15 protein-coding genes are annotated in these 17,711 nt (G+C 59.4%); 11 read left to right on the top strand and 4 right to left on the bottom strand.

The window, feature by feature from the left end; translation table 11 throughout:
- Positions 1-124 precede the first annotated feature (124 nt).
- The 4 genes from ACGJAX_RS00765 to ACGJAX_RS00750 form a co-directional block, all read right to left on the bottom strand.
- On the bottom strand, positions 125-2,971 hold the full coding sequence (locus ACGJAX_RS00765; RefSeq protein WP_390957194.1) for a valine--tRNA ligase: 2,847 nt from the start codon (positions 2,969-2,971) through the stop codon (positions 125-127).
- Positions 2,972-3,207: 236 nt separating this feature from the next.
- Positions 3,208-4,524 (bottom strand): metabolite/H+ symporter, encoded by a 1,317-nt coding sequence (locus ACGJAX_RS00760; RefSeq protein ID WP_390957193.1) that lies wholly within the window; start codon positions 4,522-4,524, stop codon positions 3,208-3,210.
- A gap of 298 nt (positions 4,525-4,822) precedes the next feature.
- Complete coding sequence (locus ACGJAX_RS00755) at positions 4,823-6,058, bottom strand: CNNM domain-containing protein (RefSeq protein ID WP_247256393.1); 1,236 nt, start codon at positions 6,056-6,058, stop codon at positions 4,823-4,825.
- A 12-nt stretch (positions 6,059-6,070) separates the two neighbouring features.
- On the bottom strand, positions 6,071-6,883 hold the full coding sequence (locus ACGJAX_RS00750; RefSeq protein ID WP_247256394.1) for an inner membrane protein YpjD: 813 nt from the start codon (positions 6,881-6,883) through the stop codon (positions 6,071-6,073).
- 195 nt (positions 6,884-7,078) lie between these two features.
- Between ACGJAX_RS00750 and ffh the strand changes: the two genes are divergently transcribed.
- The 11 genes from ffh to ACGJAX_RS00695 all read left to right on the top strand — a co-directional run bounded on the left by ffh (position 7,079) and on the right by ACGJAX_RS00695 (position 17,696).
- On the top strand, positions 7,079-8,455 hold the full coding sequence (gene ffh / locus ACGJAX_RS00745) for a signal recognition particle protein (RefSeq protein WP_090324937.1): 1,377 nt from the start codon (positions 7,079-7,081) through the stop codon (positions 8,453-8,455).
- Positions 8,456-8,702: 247 nt separating this feature from the next.
- Positions 8,703-8,954 (top strand): 30S ribosomal protein S16, encoded by a 252-nt coding sequence (rpsP, locus tag ACGJAX_RS00740; protein ID WP_003198088.1) that lies wholly within the window; start codon positions 8,703-8,705, stop codon positions 8,952-8,954.
- Between the two features lie 5 nt (positions 8,955-8,959).
- Positions 8,960-9,496: a ribosome maturation factor RimM gene (rimM, locus tag ACGJAX_RS00735; RefSeq protein ID WP_007972729.1), complete on the top strand. Its 537-nt coding sequence runs from the start codon at positions 8,960-8,962 to the stop codon at positions 9,494-9,496.
- A 44-nt stretch (positions 9,497-9,540) separates the two neighbouring features.
- Positions 9,541-10,251, top strand: a complete 711-nt coding sequence (trmD, locus tag ACGJAX_RS00730) for a tRNA (guanosine(37)-N1)-methyltransferase TrmD (RefSeq protein ID WP_390960041.1) — start codon at positions 9,541-9,543, stop codon at positions 10,249-10,251.
- A gap of 45 nt (positions 10,252-10,296) precedes the next feature.
- Positions 10,297-10,647 (top strand): 50S ribosomal protein L19, encoded by a 351-nt coding sequence (gene rplS / locus ACGJAX_RS00725; RefSeq protein WP_003175895.1) that lies wholly within the window; start codon positions 10,297-10,299, stop codon positions 10,645-10,647.
- Positions 10,648-10,991: 344 nt separating this feature from the next.
- Positions 10,992-11,888, top strand: coding sequence for a site-specific tyrosine recombinase XerD (gene xerD, locus ACGJAX_RS00720; RefSeq protein WP_390957192.1), 897 nt, complete (start codon positions 10,992-10,994; stop codon positions 11,886-11,888).
- A 249-nt stretch (positions 11,889-12,137) separates the two neighbouring features.
- Positions 12,138-12,869 carry a DsbC family protein gene (locus ACGJAX_RS00715; RefSeq protein WP_248916081.1) on the top strand — a complete coding sequence of 244 codons (732 nt, stop codon included), beginning with the start codon at positions 12,138-12,140 and terminating at the stop codon, positions 12,867-12,869.
- A gap of 134 nt (positions 12,870-13,003) precedes the next feature.
- Positions 13,004-14,308 (top strand): homoserine dehydrogenase, encoded by a 1,305-nt coding sequence (locus tag ACGJAX_RS00710; protein WP_090327524.1) that lies wholly within the window; start codon positions 13,004-13,006, stop codon positions 14,306-14,308.
- Between the two features lie 67 nt (positions 14,309-14,375).
- Entirely contained in the window at positions 14,376-15,785 is a 1,410-nt protein-coding gene (gene thrC, locus ACGJAX_RS00705; RefSeq protein ID WP_090324933.1) for a threonine synthase, read from the top strand.
- A gap of 122 nt (positions 15,786-15,907) precedes the next feature.
- Positions 15,908-17,248, top strand: coding sequence for a transporter substrate-binding domain-containing protein (locus ACGJAX_RS00700; RefSeq protein ID WP_390957191.1), 1,341 nt, complete (start codon positions 15,908-15,910; stop codon positions 17,246-17,248).
- A 160-nt stretch (positions 17,249-17,408) separates the two neighbouring features.
- Complete coding sequence (locus ACGJAX_RS00695; RefSeq protein ID WP_390957190.1) at positions 17,409-17,696, top strand: DUF3509 domain-containing protein; 288 nt, start codon at positions 17,409-17,411, stop codon at positions 17,694-17,696.
- Positions 17,697-17,711: the final 15 nt, after the last annotated feature.

The raw sequence follows: 17,711 nt of genomic DNA, 5'->3' as shown, positions 1-17,711 counted from the left end.
GGCGAAAGAGGCTGTAAGGCCTGCGGTGATCTATCGGGCGTTTCGCTGGCAAGCCTGCTCCTACAAATCGCGGGTATGAAAAAGGGAGGCCACCCGGGCCTCCCTGTTTCATTGCGACTTGCCGTTACAGACTGGCAATCCGCGCGTGTTGCTCCGCCAGCTTGCCCAGAGCCTGTTCGGCTTCGGCCAGCTTGGCGCGTTCTTTCTCGATGACCTCAGCCGGTGCCTTGTCGACGAAGCCGGCGTTGGACAGCTTGCCGCCAACCCGTTGCACTTCGCCTTGCAGGCGCTGGATTTCCTTGTCCAGACGCGCCAGTTCCGCACCCTTGTCGATCAGGCCGGCCATCGGTACCAGCACTTCCATCTCGCCGACCAGCGCGGTCGCCGACAGTGGCGCTTCTTCGCCCGTTGCCAGAACGGTGATCGATTCGAGGCGCGCCAGTTTTTTCAGCAAGGCTTCGTTTTCAGTGAGACGACGCTGGTCCTCGGCGCTGACGTTCTTCAGGAACAGCGGCAGCGGTTTGCCCGGACCGATGTTCATTTCGCCACGGATGTTACGCGTGCCGAGCATCAGGCCCTTGAGCCATTCGATGTCGTCTTCGGCGGCCTGATCAATGCGTGTTTCATTGGCCACCGGCCAAGGTTGCAGCATGATCGTCTTGCCTTCGATGCCGGCCAGCGGCGCAATGCGCTGCCAGATTTCTTCCGTGATGAACGGCATGAACGGATGGGCCAGACGCAGGGCCACTTCCAGCACGCGAACCAGGGTGCGGCGAGTGCCGCGCTGACGCTCGACCGGTGCATTCTCGTCCCACAGCACAGGCTTGGACAGTTCCAGGTACCAGTCGCAGTACTGGTTCCAGATGAACTCATACAAGGCTTGGGCGGCCAGGTCGAAGCGGAACTGGTCCAGTTGGCGGGTCACTTCGGCTTCGGTGCGTTGCAGTTGCGAGATGATCCAGCGGTCAGCCAGGGACAGTTCGTAGGCTTCGCCGTTCTGGCCACAGTCTTCGCCCTTGTCCAGCACGTAACGCGCGGCGTTCCAGATCTTGTTGCAGAAGTTGCGGTAGCCTTCGACGCGGCCCATGTCGAACTTGATGTCGCGACCGGTGGACGCCAGCGAGCAGAAGGTGAAACGCAGGGCGTCGGTGCCGTAGCTGGCGATGCCGTCGGCGAATTCTTCGCGGGTCTGCTTCTCGATCTTCTTTGCCAGTTTCGGCTGCATCATGCCGGAGGTGCGTTTGCTGACCAGCTCTTCCAGTTCGATACCGTCGATGATGTCCAGTGGGTCAAGGACGTTGCCCTTGGACTTGGACATCTTCTGGCCCTGGCCATCACGCACCAGACCGTGCACATAAACCGTCTTGAACGGAACCTGCGGCGTGCCGTCTTCGTTCTTCACCAAATGCATGGTGAGCATGATCATCCGGGCAACCCAGAAGAAAATGATGTCGAAGCCGGTCACCAGCACGTCGGTGGAGTGGAATTTCTTCAGGAATTCGGTTTGCTCAGGCCAGCCGAGCGTCGAGAAGGTCCACAGGCCCGAACTGAACCAGGTGTCGAGAACGTCGTTGTCCTGTTGCAGTGCAACGTCCGGACCGAGGTTGTGCTTGGCACGCACTTCGGCTTCGTCGCGGCCGACGTAGACCTTGCCCGATTCGTCGTACCAGGCCGGGATCCGGTGGCCCCACCACAGCTGGCGGCTGATGCACCAATCCTGAATGTCGCGCATCCAGGAGAAGTACATGTTTTCGTACTGCTTGGGCACGAACTGGATGCGGCCGTCTTCAACGGCGGCAATGGCGGGCTCGGCCAAAGGCTTGGTGGACACGTACCACTGGTCGGTCAGCCACGGCTCGATGATGGTGCCGGAGCGGTCGCCTTTCGGGACTTTCAGGGCGTGATCGTCAACGCTGACCAGCAGGCCTGCGGCTTCGAACGCGGCGACGATCTGCTTGCGGGCTTCGAAACGGTCGAGACCGGCGTATTCGGCCGGGATCTTGCCGTCGATGCTTTTGTTCAGCGTGCCGTCGAGGTTGAATACCTGGGCGGCTGGCAGGACGTTGGCGTTCTTGTCGAAGATGTTCAGCAGCGGCAGGTTGTGGCGCTTGCCGACTTCGTAGTCGTTGAAATCGTGGGCCGGGGTGATTTTCACGCAGCCGGTGCCGAATTCAGGGTCGCAGTAATCGTCGGCGATGATCGGGATGCGGCGGCCGACCAGCGGCAACTCGACAAATTTGCCGATCAGGGCTTTGTAGCGTTCGTCGTTCGGGTTCACGGCCACGGCGGCGTCGCCGAGCATGGTTTCCGGACGAGTCGTCGCGACGATCAGGTAGTCGTTGCCTTCAGCGGTTTTGGCGCCATCGGCCAGCGGGTATTTCAGGTTCCACAGGAAACCTTTCTCATCGTGGTTTTCCACTTCGAGGTCGGAAATCGCCGTGTGCAGCTTGGTGTCCCAGTTGACCAGGCGCTTGCCGCGATAGATCAGACCGTCTTCGTGCAGGCGTACGAAGGCTTCTTTCACCGCTTCCGACAGGCCGTCGTCCATGGTGAATCGCTCGCGGCTCCAGTCGACGGACGAGCCTAGGCGGCGGATCTGACGGCTGATGTTGCCGCCGGATTCATCTTTCCATTCCCAGACTTTCTCGAGGAATTTCTCGCGCCCCAGGTCGTGGCGGCTCTGGCCTTTGGCTTCGAGTTGACGCTCCACCAGCATCTGCGTGGCGATACCGGCGTGGTCGGTGCCCGGCTGCCACAGGGTGTTGCGACCCTGCATGCGGCGGAAACGGATCAGGGCGTCCATGATCGCGTTGTTGAAGCCGTGACCCATGTGCAGGCTGCCGGTGACGTTCGGCGGCGGGATCATGATGGTGTAGGACTCGCCCGCGCCTTGCGGGGCGAAGTAATTCTCTGACTCCCAGGTGTTGTACCAGGAGGTTTCAATGGCGTGCGGCTGGTAGGTCTTATCCATGCGCGGCGGGACCCTATTGGCATTTATTCAGGAAAAGCCGATGAGTATAGCGGGGATATACTGTTACGCGTAGAGCGGGGCGGTAACGGGTGGGGAAAATTCGCGACCGGTTGGGGATATGTTTTGCCAATCAGGACGCCATCGCGGGCAAGCCACGCTCCCACAGGTTCTTTGTCGTGCAATTCCGTGACCGACTTCAATCCTGTGGGAGCGGGCTTGCCCGCGATGGCGATCGGTCAGGCGACCCGATTCAAATCGTTATGCCGGGTTTCCTTCAGGCACAGCACCGCAATCAAGCTCAGCACCGCTGCCCCGGATACATACCCGCCGACATAACTCAAACCGCCCATCGCCACCAGTTTTTGCGCGAAAAACGGTGCCGCCGAGGCCCCGACAATACCGCCCAGGTTGTAGGCGGCCGAGGCGCCCGTGTAGCGCACGTGGGTCGGAAACAATTCCGGCAACAGAGCGCCCATTGGCGCAAACGTCACGCCCATCAGAAACAGTTCGATGCACAGGAACAGCGCCACGCCCCAGGTCGAGCCCTGGGTCAGCAGGGGTTCCATCAAGAACCCGGACAGAATGGCCAGCACGCCACCGATGATCAGCACCGGCTTGCGCCCGAAGCGGTCACTGGCCCAGGCCGAGAGCGGCGTGGCGGCGGCCATGAACAGCACGGCGAAGCACAGCAGGCCGAGGAAGGTTTCGCGGCTGTAGCCGAGTGTCGCCACACCATAGCTCAGCGAAAACACGGTCGAGATGTAGAACAGCGCGTAGCACACCACCATCGAACCGGCGCCCAGCAAAACCGGCGCCCAGTATTGGCTGAACAGCTCAATCAGCGGGATCCTCACCCGTTCCTGGCGTGCCATGGCGCTGGCGAACTCTGGAGTTTCGTGGAGCTTGAGACGCACATACAGCCCGACCATCACCAGTACGGCGCTGAGCAGAAACGGAATCCGCCAGCCCCAGGAGCGGAACTGTTCGTCGTTCAGGGCCATGGCCAGCGTCAGGAACAGGCCGTTCGCCGCCAGAAACCCGATGGAAGGGCCCAATTGCGGGAACATGCCGAACCACGCACGTTTACCTTTGGGCGCGTTTTCCGTGGCCAGCAAGGCGGCACCGCCCCATTCGCCGCCCAGCCCCAGCCCTTGGCCGAAGCGCAGCACGCAGAGCAGAATCGGCGCCCAGGCCCCAATGCTGTCGTAGCCCGGCAGCACGCCGATCAGCGTGGTGCACACCCCCATCAAGAGCAGGGAGGCCACCAGGGTGGACTTGCGGCCGATACGGTCGCCGAAGTGACCGAACAGCGCCGAACCCAGTGGGCGTGCAAGGAATGCGATGCCGAACGTGAGGAATGCCGAAAGCATCTGCGCCGTGCCGGATGTCTGCGGAAAGAATACCGGGCCGATCACCAGTGCGGCTGCGGTGGCATAGACGTAGAAATCGTAGAACTCGATGGCGGTGCCGATGAAACTCGCCGTGGCCACGCGGGTGGCGGAGTTCGTCGGTTGCGCGGGTGTGGAATCACTGTAAGTCGTGCTGGTCGTCATGCGGTTATCCCTGACAGTCATGTGCCCCAGTGGAGCGAATTATTATGGTCGATACCCAGGGATGTGGGTGGGGGCGCGGTCGCCATTCCAGGTAGGAACAGTCGTCGGTTTGTTGCGGATATTACGGGTGGTCGGGCCGTAACCCGTGGTGTGCAGGGTAAGCACAGGGGCGGCGCGGCTTGGGTAAGCGGCTCGATTATAGGAAGGTGGCTAACGATTCAACAAGGGGCTTGGGGCAGCGTTGTTTTCAGTGGCGAGGGAGCTTGCTCTCTCGCCACAGGGGAAGTTGCACCGAGTTCTAGATCACCACCGGCATCGGGGTGGTCTGCCAGATCAGTACCCGCGTCACCCGATTGTCCTCGGTCTCGAGGATTTCCAGGCGATAACGACCGATCTTCAGGCATACCGCGCTCTCGGGGATGGTTTCCAGCGCCTCGGTCACCAGACCGTTCAGGGTTTTCGGGCCGTCGCTTGGCAGATGCCAGCCCAGGCTCTTGTTGAGTTCGCGTATCGAGGCGGCGCCTTCGATGACCAGGCGGCCGTCGGCCTGGGGATGGATGTGCGGGTTGTTCAGGCTTTGCTGGCTTTCGAACTCGCCGACGATTTCTTCGAGAATGTCTTCCAGGGTCACGATGCCGAGCACCTCGCCGTACTCGTCGACCACCATGCCCAGTCGGCGTTGCTGTTTGTGGAAATTCAGCAGTTGCAGTTGCAGTGGCGTGCTTTCGGGCACGAAGTAAGGTTCGCGACTGGCAGCCAGCAGTGCTTCCAGGGTCAGGCTCGCATCGGGCAGCAAGTGGCCGATTTGCCGGGTGTTGAGCACGGCTTCGACCTGATTGATATCGCTGTGGAATACCGGCAGGCGGGTGCGCTTGTTGTGGCGCAGTTGCTCGATGATTTCCTCGATGGGATCGTCAAGGTTGATCCCGTCGACTTCACTGCGCGGTACCAGAATGTCGTTGACCGTGATGTTGTCCAGCGCATGGATGCCCGGCAGTGAGTGAGGACGGCAGATGGCGGGTTCGCGATCGTCGTATTGGGCTTTCGGTGGCTCGTCTTCGCTCTGTTGCACCACTTTGGCCTTGCGCGCGAGCGGTCGCAGCAGCAATTGGCTGGTGGCGTTGAGCAGCCAGGCTGCCGGGTAGATGATCTTCAGCGGGATGCGCAGCAGGTTGTTGCCCAGGGCCAGGATCGCATCCGGATGGCGGGTGGCGAGGGCACGTGGCAGGTAATCGGCGAACACCAGCAAAATGGCGGTCGCACCCAGGCAGGCCACCCACGGGCCCTTTTCGGCCCAGGTAAAAATGGCCAGCAAGGTGCTGATGACCACCACCAGTGCACGGCACAGGGTGTTGCACAGGATCAGGCTGTTGAGCGGAAAGCTCAGCCTGGCCAGCGGCTTGTCGCTTGAGCGTGTGGCGATGCGCCGGGCCAGCACATGCTGGTAAGCAGCCTCAATGGCGGTAAACAGCACCGACCATAAAATCAGCAGGGCCACTACAGCGAGCATCGGCCCTATGGGCAAGTCGTCCATTAATACCGCCCGTCAGATATGCAGGATGTATTCACGAACCAGCTTGCTGCCAAAATACGCCAGCATCAGCAGGCAGAAACCGGCAAGGGTCCAGCGAATGGCTTTGTGTCCGCGCCAGCCGAGGCGGTTGCGACCCCAGAGCAGTACGCTGAAGACGATCCAGGCCAGGCAGGCCAGCAAGGTTTTATGTACCAGATGCTGGGCAAACAGGTTTTCGACGAACAACCAGCCCGAGATCAGCGACAGGGACAGCAGGGTCCAGCCAGCCCAGAGGAAGCCGAACAGCAGGCTTTCCATGGTTTGCAGCGGCGGGAAGTTCTTGATCAGTCCCGACGGGTGCTTGTGCTTGAGTTGATGGTCCTGAACCAGCAGCAGCAAGGCCTGGAACACCGCGATGGTGAACATGCCGTAGGCGAGGATCGACAGCAGGATATGAGCGAGGATGCCCGGTTCTTCATCAATGATCTGTACGGTGCCGGCCGGAGCGAATTGCGCAAGCAATGCTGTTGCGGCCCCCAGAGGGAACAGCAATACCAGCAGGTTTTCCACCGGTATGCGCGAGCAGGCCAGCAGGGTCAGGGCTATGACGGCCACCGCAATCAGGCTGGCGGCGCTGAAGAAGTCCAGGCCCAGGCCGATTGGCGTCAATAGATGTGTGACCAGGCTGGCGCCATGGGCCAGCACCGCCAGCACGCCGAGCGTGACGAGCAGGCGTTTGTTCGCCTTGGCGCCGTTGGCCAGGCGAGTGCCCTGATAGAAAGTCGCAGCGGCATATAAGCAGGCGGCGGCGAGGGTGGTTAGCAAACTGGGTGACAAAGGGAGCATAAGTCCTGTTAGGCAAGCCCGAAAGCCGATGAGTTTGGCATAGAACCCACACGGCACGAAAGTGCGAGGTGTCCGCCAGACGCAGTCTTCGCTATAATCCGCGACCTGCCCACGCCGCAGGCTCGCCGAGTACACGTTCAGTCCGGTCTGGGCCGCCACTATCCCGGTCTACACAGGGCCTGAAAGGATCGCGCAATGTTTGAAAACTTAACCGACCGTCTCTCGCAGACGCTGCGCCATGTCACCGGCAAGGCCAAGCTGACCGAGGACAACATCAAAGACACCCTGCGTGAAGTGCGCATGGCGTTGCTTGAAGCCGACGTCGCCTTGCCGGTGGTCAAAGACTTCGTCAATTCGGTCAAGGAACGCGCTGTCGGCACCGAGGTGTCGCGCAGCCTGACGCCGGGCCAGGCCTTCGTGAAGATCGTCCAGGCCGAACTCGAAAGCCTGATGGGCGCGGCTAACGAAGACCTGAACCTGAGCGCCGTTCCGCCTGCCGTGATCCTGATGGCCGGCTTGCAGGGTGCTGGTAAAACCACCACCGCCGGCAAGCTTGCGCGCTTTCTTAAAGAGCGCAAGAAGAAGTCGGTCATGGTTGTGTCCGCGGACGTGTACCGTCCAGCGGCGATCAAACAGCTGGAAATGCTCGCGGGCGAAGTCGGCGTCACCTTCTTCCCTTCCGACCTGACCCAGAAGCCGGTCGAGATCGCGCAAGCCGCTATTAAAGAAGCAAAACTCAAATTCATCGACGTGGTGATCGTCGATACCGCCGGCCGCCTGCACATCGATGAAGAGATGATGGGCGAGATCAAGGCGCTGCATGCCGCGATCAACCCGGTCGAGACGCTGTTCGTGGTCGACGCCATGACCGGCCAGGATGCCGCCAACACGGCCAAGGCCTTCGGCGATGCGCTGCCATTGACCGGTGTGATCCTGACCAAGGTTGACGGTGATGCCCGTGGCGGTGCGGCCCTTTCGGTGCGCGCCATCACCGGCAAGCCGATCAAGTTCATCGGTATGGGCGAGAAGAGCGAAGCGCTCGATCCGTTCCACCCTGAGCGTATTGCTTCGCGGATCCTCGGCATGGGTGACGTGCTCAGCCTGATCGAGCAGGCAGAAGCCACCCTCGACAAGGACAAGGCCGACAAACTGGCCAAGAAGCTGAAGAAGGGCAAGGGTTTCGACCTCGAGGACTTCCGCGATCAGCTGCAACAGATGAAAAACATGGGCGGCCTCGGCGGCCTCATGGACAAACTGCCGAACATGGGCGGTGTGAACCTGGCGCAGATGGGCAATGCCCAGAGCGCGGCAGAAAAACAATTCAAGCAGATGGAAGCCATCATCAACTCCATGACCCCGGCCGAGCGTCGTGACCCTGAGCTGATCAGCGGTTCGCGCAAGCGTCGTATCGCCATGGGTTCCGGCACGCAAGTGCAGGACATCGGTCGCTTGATCAAGCAGCACAAGCAGATGCAGAAGATGATGAAGAAATTCTCCGCGAAAGGCGGAATGGCCAAAATGATGCGCGGCATGGGCGGTATGTTGCCCGGCGGCGGCATGCCGAAAATGTAAAGAATACGCGCGAGAGCTTGCTCTGGCGCAGCCCACAGGGAAGTGGGATCTCCAGCAAACCCGCATAGGCGGGAGCTGATCGGCCGTTTTCAACGACGGCTCTATGGCAAATCTGCATGGCGGCCAACAGGCGCCGGAAAAAGTCATTTGCAAAAGTCCGGATATTCCTTAGAATATGCGGCCTTTCGGGCACCCATGCCCGCTGTGCATTTAGATTTGCAGCACCGACTACAGGAACGATGTTCACATGCTAACAATCCGTCTTGCCCTTGGCGGCTCCAAAAAGCGCCCGTTTTACCACTTGACCGTAACCGACAGCCGCAACCCGCGCGACGGTTCGCACAAGGAACAGGTTGGTTTCTTCAACCCGGTTGCTCGTGGTCAAGAAGTCCGTCTGTCCGTGAACCAAGAGCGCGTAGCCTACTGGCTGAGCGTTGGTGCACAACCTTCTGAGCGCGTTGCTCAGTTGTTGAAGGAATCTGCTAAGGCTGCGGCCTGAGCAATATGAACGCGACGCCAGCTGTTGCTGATGATTTGATCGTTATCGGCAAGATTTATTCGGTTCACGGCGTTCGCGGCGAAGTGAAGGTGTATTCCTTTACTGATCCGATTAAGAACCTGCTGGATTACAAAACCTGGACGCTCAAGCGTGACGGCAATGTAAAGCAGGTAGAGCTGGTCAGCGGACGCGGGAACGACAAGTTCCTGGTCGCAAAGCTCAAGGGTCTCGATGATCGTGAGGAAGCTCGTCTTCTGGCCGGTTATGAGATCTGCGTGCCGCGCAACCTGTTCCCTGAACTGACCGACGGCGAGTACTACTGGTACCAGCTGGAAGGTCTCAAGGTTATCGACACCCTCGGACAACTGTTCGGGAAGATCGATCACCTGCTCGAGACCGGCTCGAATGATGTCATGGTGGTCAAGCCTTGCGCTGGCAGCCTGGATGATCGCGAACGCCTGTTGCCCTATACCGAGCAATGCGTGTTGGCTGTCGACCTGGCCGCAGGCGAGATGAAGGTGGATTGGGACGCGGATTTCTAAGCGTGGCTAACTTGCGCGTAGAAGTGATCAGTTTGTTTCCCGAGATGTTCTCCGCCATCAGCGAGTACGGCATCACCAGTCGTGCGGTGAAACAGGGGCTCTTGCAGCTCACCTGTTGGAATCCGCGAGACTACACGACGGATCGACATCACACTGTGGATGATCGCCCATTTGGCGGTGGTCCGGGCATGGTGATGAAGATCAAGCCCCTGGAAGATGCTCTGGTTCAAGCCAAGGCAGCCGCCGGGGAGGGCGCGAAGGTGATTTACCTGTCGCCCCAAGGCCGCCAACTGACTCAGTCGGCGGTGCGCGAGTTGGCGAATCTGGATGCATTGATCATGATTGCCGGCCGCTATGAAGGCATTGACGAGCGTTTTATTGATGCTCATGTCGATGAAGAGTGGTCGATTGGCGACTATGTACTGTCTGGCGGTGAGCTGCCGGCGATGGTCCTGATCGATGCGGTTACACGACTGCTGCCTGGAGCTTTAGGGCATGCGGACTCCGCCGAGGAAGATTCCTTTACGGATGGTTTGCTGGATTGCCCGCACTACACCCGACCTGAGGTGTATGCGGATCAGCGTGTTCCCGACGTATTGCTAAGTGGCAATCACGCGCACATCCGGCGTTGGCGTTTACAGCAGTCCCTTGGTCGGACCTATGAACGACGCGCCGATCTTCTAGAAAGCCGCTCGCTTTCTGGAGAAGAGAAGAAGCTGCTCGAGGAATACATCCGCGAGCGGGACGATAGTTAACAACGTATCGATGGTAGATCCGACGATTTACCTTAGGAGCACAGCATGACTAACAAAATCATCCTTGCACTCGAAGCAGAGCAGATGACCAAAGAGATCCCTACCTTTGCCCCGGGCGACACCATTGTCGTTCAGGTGAAAGTGAAGGAAGGCGACCGTTCGCGTCTGCAAGCGTTCGAAGGTGTTGTTATCGCCAAGCGTAACCGCGGCGTAAACAGTGCATTCACCGTTCGTAAAATCTCCAACGGTGTTGGCGTAGAGCGTACTTTCCAGACCTACAGCCCGCAAATCGACAGCATGGCTGTCAAGCGTCGCGGTGACGTACGTAAAGCCAAGCTGTACTACCTGCGTGACCTGTCCGGTAAAGCAGCTCGCATCAAGGAAAAACTGGCTTAAGTCCAGCTTCCGATGCAGAAAAAAAGCAGCCTACGGGCTGCTTTTTTGTTGCCTGTGATTTAGCGACGCTCGAGCGGATTGCCGTGGTATTGAGCCTACTCGGTCGTGGACTGAATCAACGTCGGCAGGGTCCACTCGACTGTCCGGTTGCTACAGAGCCTGCGCAATGTTTGTGCAGACGTATCAGTACAAAACGGGATCGGCCAGAATGCCAGCATCAACTGCTGTTCACTCATTCAAGCTCCCTGTTCCTTGCAATGGCTGGCTATGAAAGACTAGCGGCCGTTTCTACAGTCCTCCTGATTTTTTACGCGCCGTTTCAAGGCCGTGTGTTTTGAGTGCCCATGCCTGCCATCGAACATCCATTGATAGACCAGTTCCTCGACGCACTCTGGTTGGAGAAAGGTCTTTCCGATAACACCCGCGATGCCTATCGCAGCGACCTGGCCCTGTTCAACGGCTGGTTGCAGGATAAAGGGCTGGAGTTGGTTAACGCCGGACGCGAGTTGATCCTCGACCATCTGGCGTGGCGTGTGGAGCAAAACTACAAGCCCCGTTCAACCGCACGATTTCTCTCGGGCGTGCGTGGCTTCTATCGTTATCTGCTGCGGGAAAAACTGATCGCGGTTGACCCAACGCTTCGTATCGATATGCCGCAACTCGGCAGGCCGCTGCCCAAGTCCTTGTCGGAGGCCGATGTCGAAGCCCTGTTGAAGGCGCCTGATTTGAGCGAAGCCATCGGGCAGCGCGACCGCGCCATGCTTGAAGTGCTTTATGCCTGCGGCCTTCGGGTGACGGAACTGATCAGCCTGACGCTGGAACAGGTCAATCTGCGCCAGGGCGTATTGCGAGTGATGGGCAAGGGTAGCAAGGAGCGACTGGTGCCGATGGGCGAGGAGGCGATTGTCTGGGTCGAGCGCTACCTGCGCGACGGACGCGGCGAGCTGCTCGGCGGGCGTCCCAGCGATGTCTTGTTCCCCAGCCAGCGAGGAGAGCAGATGACGCGGCAGACATTCTGGCATCGGATCAAGCATCAGGCGAAAGTCGCCGGTATCGGCAAGTCGCTGTCGCCGCACACGCTGCGCCACGCTTTCGCCACCCACTTGCTCAATCATGGTGCCGACCTTCGGGTGGTGCAGATGCTGCTGGGCCACAGCGATTTGTCGACCACCCAGATCTATACCCATGTTGCCCGGGCTCGGTTGCAGGATCTGCACGCCAAACATCATCCTAGAGGCTAGTGAAAGTCCTGTGGGAGCGAGCTTGCTCGCGATGAGGCCTGAACATCCAACATTAATGGCGCCTGACTGACTGCAATCGCGAGCAAGCTCGGTCCCACGGAAAGCAGTCGCCAAAGCCTTGCATCACCGGGAGTCGGACACCGTTGCCTTATGTGGTAGGCTTTGACGGTTTGCACGATGGGCGGTTATGACCCGGTGTTTCGGCACGGGCGTTCTGACCGTCCCATTTGTCCGCCTTCAGGAGTTCTCATGCGTCTGATCCAGATTTTCGCCGCCGCCGCCATTGCGTTGGTCAGCACCTTTGCCGTCGCCGATGACGCGGCCGACAAAGCCATCCGTAAAAGCCTGGAAAACCTCCAGCTCGAAGTGCCCGTAGAAAGCATCACCGCCAGCCCGCTGCCGGGCCTGTACGAAGTCAAATTGAAGGGCAGCCGCGTGCTGTATGCCAGCGCCGACGGTCAGTACGTGGTTCAGGGTTACCTGTTCCAGCTCAAGGACGGCAAGCCGGTCAACCTGACCGAGAAGACCGAGCGCCTGGGCATCTCCAAACTGATCAACGAGATTCCGGTTGCCGAAACCGTGGTTTATCCGGCCATTGGCGAAACCAAATCGCACATCACCGTGTTCACCGACACCACTTGCCCGTACTGCCACAAACTGCACGCCGAAGTGCCTGAGTTGAACAAGCGTGGCATCGAAGTGCGTTATGTTGCGTTTCCGCGCCAGGGCCTTGGCTCGCCAGGTGACGAACAGCTACAGGCCGTGTGGTGCTCGAAAGACAAAAAAGCGGCCATGGACAAGATGGTCGATGGCAAGGAAATCAAGGCCGCCAAGTGCGATAACCCGGTTTCCAAACAGTTCGCCCTCGGCCAGTCGATTGGCGTGAACGGTACACCGGCCATCGTTTTGGCCGACGGTCAGGTCATTCCGGGCTACCAGCCTGCGCCACAAGTCGCCAAACTGGCGCTGGGCGCGAAGTAAATTCGCATCGTCATGGTCCGCCATTGACGATCGTGGTCCGGCAGCAGCATTCGCCGGGCCATCAATAGAGAGCCGCGAGCATGCGGTTGTTTTCACGGCCGGCCTTGAGTCGGCCGTTTTATGGGGAGTTCACAGTGAAACCGGTCAAAGTAGGCATCTGTGGGTTAGGAACCGTCGGTGGCGGTACCTTCAACGTACTTCAGCGCAACGCCGAGGAAATTGCTCGTCGTGCCGGGCGTGGAATCGAAGTGGCACAAATTGCCATGCGCACGCCAAAGCCTCAGTTCCAAACGACCGGTATTGCGATTACCAACGATGTCTTCGAAGTGGCCACGAACCCTGAGATCGACATCGTTATAGAGTTGATGGGCGGCTACACCGTTGCCCGTGAGCTGGTACTCAAGGCCATCGAGAATGGCAAGCATGTGGTCACCGCGAACAAGGCGTTGATCGCCGTTCACGGTAACGAAATTTTCGCCAAGGCTCGCGAGAAGGGCGTGATCGTTGCGTTCGAAGCAGCCGTGGCGGGTGGCATCCCGGTGATCAAGGCGATCCGCGAGGGCCTGTCGGCCAACCGTATCAACTGGGTGGCCGGGATCATCAACGGCACCGGTAACTTCATCCTGACCGAAATGCGCGAGAAGGGTCGCACCTTCGAAGACGTGTTGGTTGAGGCGCAGGCCCTGGGTTACGCCGAAGCCGATCCGACCTTCGACGTTGAAGGCATCGACGCGGCGCACAAGCTGACGATCCTGGCGTCCATCGCTTTCGGTATCCCGCTGCAATTCGACAAGGCCTACACCGAAGGCATCACCAAGCTGACCACCGCTGACGTGAACTACGCCGAAGCGCTGGGCTATCGCATCAAGCACCTGGGCGTGGCGCGCAGCACTGCGGCCGGTATTGAATTGCGCGTCCACCCGACGCTGATCCCGGCCGATCGTTTGATCGCCAACGTCAACGGCGTAATGAACGCGGTCATGGTCAACGGTGATGCTGCTGGCTCGACCCTGTTCTACGGTGCCGGCGCCGGCATGGAACCGACCGCTTCGTCGGTCATTGCCGACCTGGTGGATGTGGTTCGCGCCATGACGTCCGATCCGGAAAACCGCGTACCGCACCTGGCCTTCCAGCCGGATTCGCTGTCGGCCCACCCGATCCTGCCGATCGAGGCCTGCGAAAGCTCCTACTACCTGCGCATTCAGGCCAAGGACCACCCGGGCGTGCTGGCGCAAGTGGCGAGCATCCTGTCGGAGCGTGGCATCAACATCGAATCGATCATGCAGAAGGAAGTTGAAGAACACGACGGCCTGGTGCCCATGATCCTGCTGACCCACCGTGTGCTGGAGCAGCATATCAATGACGCGATCGCCGCCCTGGAAGCCTTGGCTGGCGTTGTGGGTCCGGTCGTACGGATCCGCGTCGAGCACCTGAACTAAGCCGTTATCGTTCACCGGGCTCACGGGTTGAGCCCGGGTTTGCGAACACTGTCCATTGGAGTCAGTCATGCGTTACATCAGTACCCGCGGCCAGGCACCGGCCCTGAATTTCGAAGACGTCCTGCTGGCCGGTCTGGCCACCGACGGCGGTCTGTACGTCCCGGAAAACCTGCCACGTTTCACCCAGGAAGAAATCGCTTCCTGGGCCGGCCTGCCGTATCACGAGCTGGCGTTCCGGGTCATGCGCCCATTCGTCACCGGCAGCATTCCGGACGCCGATTTCAAAAAAATCCTCGAAGAAACCTACGGTGTGTTTGCCCACAGCGCCGTTGCGCCCCTGCGTCAGTTGAACGGCAACGAATGGGTGCTGGAGCTGTTCCACGGCCCGACCCTGGCCTTCAAGGACTTCGCCCTGCAACTGCTCGGTCGCCTTCTGGACTACGTGCTGGAAAAACGCGGCGAGCGCGTGGTGATCGTTGGTGCGACCTCCGGTGATACCGGCTCGGCCGCCATCGAAGGCTGCAAACACTGCGAAAACGTCGATATCTTCATCCTGCACCCGCACAACCGTGTATCGGAAGTGCAGCGTCGGCAGATGACCACCATCTTCGGCGAGAACATCCACAACATTGCGATCGAAGGCAACTTCGATGACTGCCAGGAAATGGTCAAGGCGAGCTTCGCCGACCAGGGCTTCCTGAAGGGCACTCGCCTGGTGGCGGTGAACTCGATCAACTGGGCGCGGATCATGGCCCAGATCGTTTACTACTTCCACGCTGCGCTGCAGCTGGGTGGCCCGGCGCGTTCGGTGTCGTTCTCGGTGCCGACCGGCAACTTCGGCGACATCTTCGCAGGCTACCTGGCGCGCAACATGGGCCTGCCGATCAATCAATTGATCGTCGCCACCAACCGCAACGACATCCTGCACCGCTTCATGAGCGGCAATCAGTACGTCAAGGAAACCCTGCACGCCACCCTGTCGCCGTCCATGGACATCATGGTGTCGTCGAACTTCGAGCGTCTGCTGTTCGACCTGCACGGTCGCAATGGCGCGGCGATTGCCGGGTTGATGGACAGCTTCAAGCAAGGTGGCGGCTTCAGCGTCGAGCAGGAGCGCTGGACCGAAGCACGCAAACTGTTCGATTCGCTGGCGGTGGATGACGCACAAACCTGCGAGACCATCGCCGAAGTCTACGAGCAGACCGGTGAGGTGCTGGATCCGCACACTGCCATCGGTGTCAGGGCCGCGCGGGAATGCCGTCGCAGCCTGGACATTCCGATGGTGATCCTGGGCACGGCTCACCCGGTCAAATTCCCGGATGCCGTGGAAAAAGCCGGTGTAGGAAAAGCGCTCGAACTCCCGGCACATCTTTCTGATTTGTTTGAGCGAGACGAACGTTGCACGGTGTTGCCGAATGACCTTAAAGCCGTACAGGCCTTTGTCAGTCAGCATGGCAACCGCGGCAAGCCTTTGTAACCGGCAAAAGCTGTCACAAATTGAAGCCCGTCTCATGACGGGCTTTCTCGTTTCTGCATGCCACACTGATCAGCTGGAGTCGCCCATTAAGGACGGGCGAGCTGATCATCAAGGAAGTGGCAATGTTGTTTTTCAGAAAGTTAACGCCCGCCCCGCGCTGGCTGATTTTGCTCGGGACCCTGGGTTTTACCCAGTGGGTGCTGGCGGCAGATTCGGCGGCTCCCGCGCCTGCGAAGGCCCTCAAGCTGGACGAGCAAGAGCGTAAATGGATTGCCGAGCATCCGCGCGTCATCGTCGCTTCGCTGGAGTACCCACGGTATCTGTTCAAGGATGAGCATGGCCGCTGGATCGGTTTGAACAAGGATGTACTCGATCGCATCGGCGCCATGACCGGTTTGCAGTTCGTTCATGTCGAAGCGTTTTCTACCGATCAGATGCTGGCCAGCCTGGAAAGCAGTGAGGCGGACATGAGCACCACGCTGGCAATCAATGACGAACGCAAGGTGTTCCTGGACTTCAGCCATGCATATGGTGGCGCGGGCTGGGTATTCGTCGGGCGGGCAGAGGCACCGAAGGTGCAATCTTTGGAGGATCTGGCGAAGCGGGTGCTGGTGTTGCCGGCTCGTCATGCGTTGGAAGCATCAATTCGCCATGAATACCCGACCATTGAGCTACGCACCGTCAAAACCTACGCGGAGGCCCGTGCGCTGGTTGAAAGCGGTGAGGCCTATGCCACCATCGACAACGAAATCGGCGCTCAACTCTTTCCCTCGGGGCAGCTTCAGCTGGGGCATATTCTGGAGGGACGGTGGGACCCTGAGCATCTGGCGGTGCGCAAAGGCCAGCCGCATCTATTGAGCATTCTCAACAAGGCACTGGAGGCGTTTCCCCCCGCCGAGTTACGCGCCATTCGCCGCAAATGGCTCAATGGTGTCGTTACGACCGCAGAGCCGACGGTTTGGCAGCGGGTGACACAGTGGAGCTGCCGGGGTGTGTTTGTCGTCAGTGTATTCGCCGTGCTGTTCCTGCTCTGTAACCGCCGGCTGGCCTCGGTGGTCCGGCAACGACTGGAGACTGAGCAGCGTCTTGGGGATCAGCTCGCTTTCCAGCAGGCGCTGATGGACGCGACGCCTGACCCGATGTTCGTTCGTGATCTGCAAGGGCGCTTGATCCTGTGCAACAGGAGTTTCGAAGAGAGTCTGTCGACCCGAATCGATCGGATTCAGGGGCGGCAGCTGATTGAATTGGAGATCCTGCCCAAAGAGACCGCTGAACTGTTGCATACCGAATTCATGGCCCAGCTGGGCTCGCGCTCCACACGATTCTGCAGGCGGCAATTGATGTTCAACAACGGCCTCAGGGACATCTACCAATGGACGGTGCCGTTTTACGGTGCGGACGGCCAGCTGCGCGGTTTGCTGGGGGGCTGGACGGATCTCGGTCAGCGTATCCGACAGGCGTGATGCGACTGTTTTTTCTCTGTCATCTTTGCCATGCATGCTCTTTCGACCGGAGACGCAGACGAAGTTGCATCCGGTATTCAGAACTTTCTTCTCGGGCCAGCGGTCATTTACTGTAGGCACGCCCCAGGCACTTTTTTCGGACTATTGAGTGGTGATCGAGATGGAAAGTATCAGTCTCTTGCTCGGTGAGGCTCTGAGCCCGTACCAGGTGACGCTGACCCCCTCGGGTATTCATGGTGAATGCCGGGTGACATTGACCAATACCATGGGCACCACTGTGGTTGAACGTGAGTTCAGTCAGGCCCAGTTTAGCGATAAACGTCTGCTCACCGATGTGGTCGACGGTTTGCATCGTGATGTACTGATTGCGGAAGGTCGCCTGGAGCCCTGTGTTATCGCGGCGTTGCGCAATGCTGCGCAAGACAAGTTGCTTGCCAGCCGCAACTGAATTGTTTTTTGTGGG

This window comes from Pseudomonas moorei, from assembly GCF_042846945.1.
GTDB classification, from domain to species: domain Bacteria; phylum Pseudomonadota; class Gammaproteobacteria; order Pseudomonadales; family Pseudomonadaceae; genus Aquipseudomonas; species Aquipseudomonas moorei.
The sequence above is the reverse complement of the archived record's forward strand: the minus strand, read 5'-3'. Positions and strand labels throughout refer to the sequence as shown.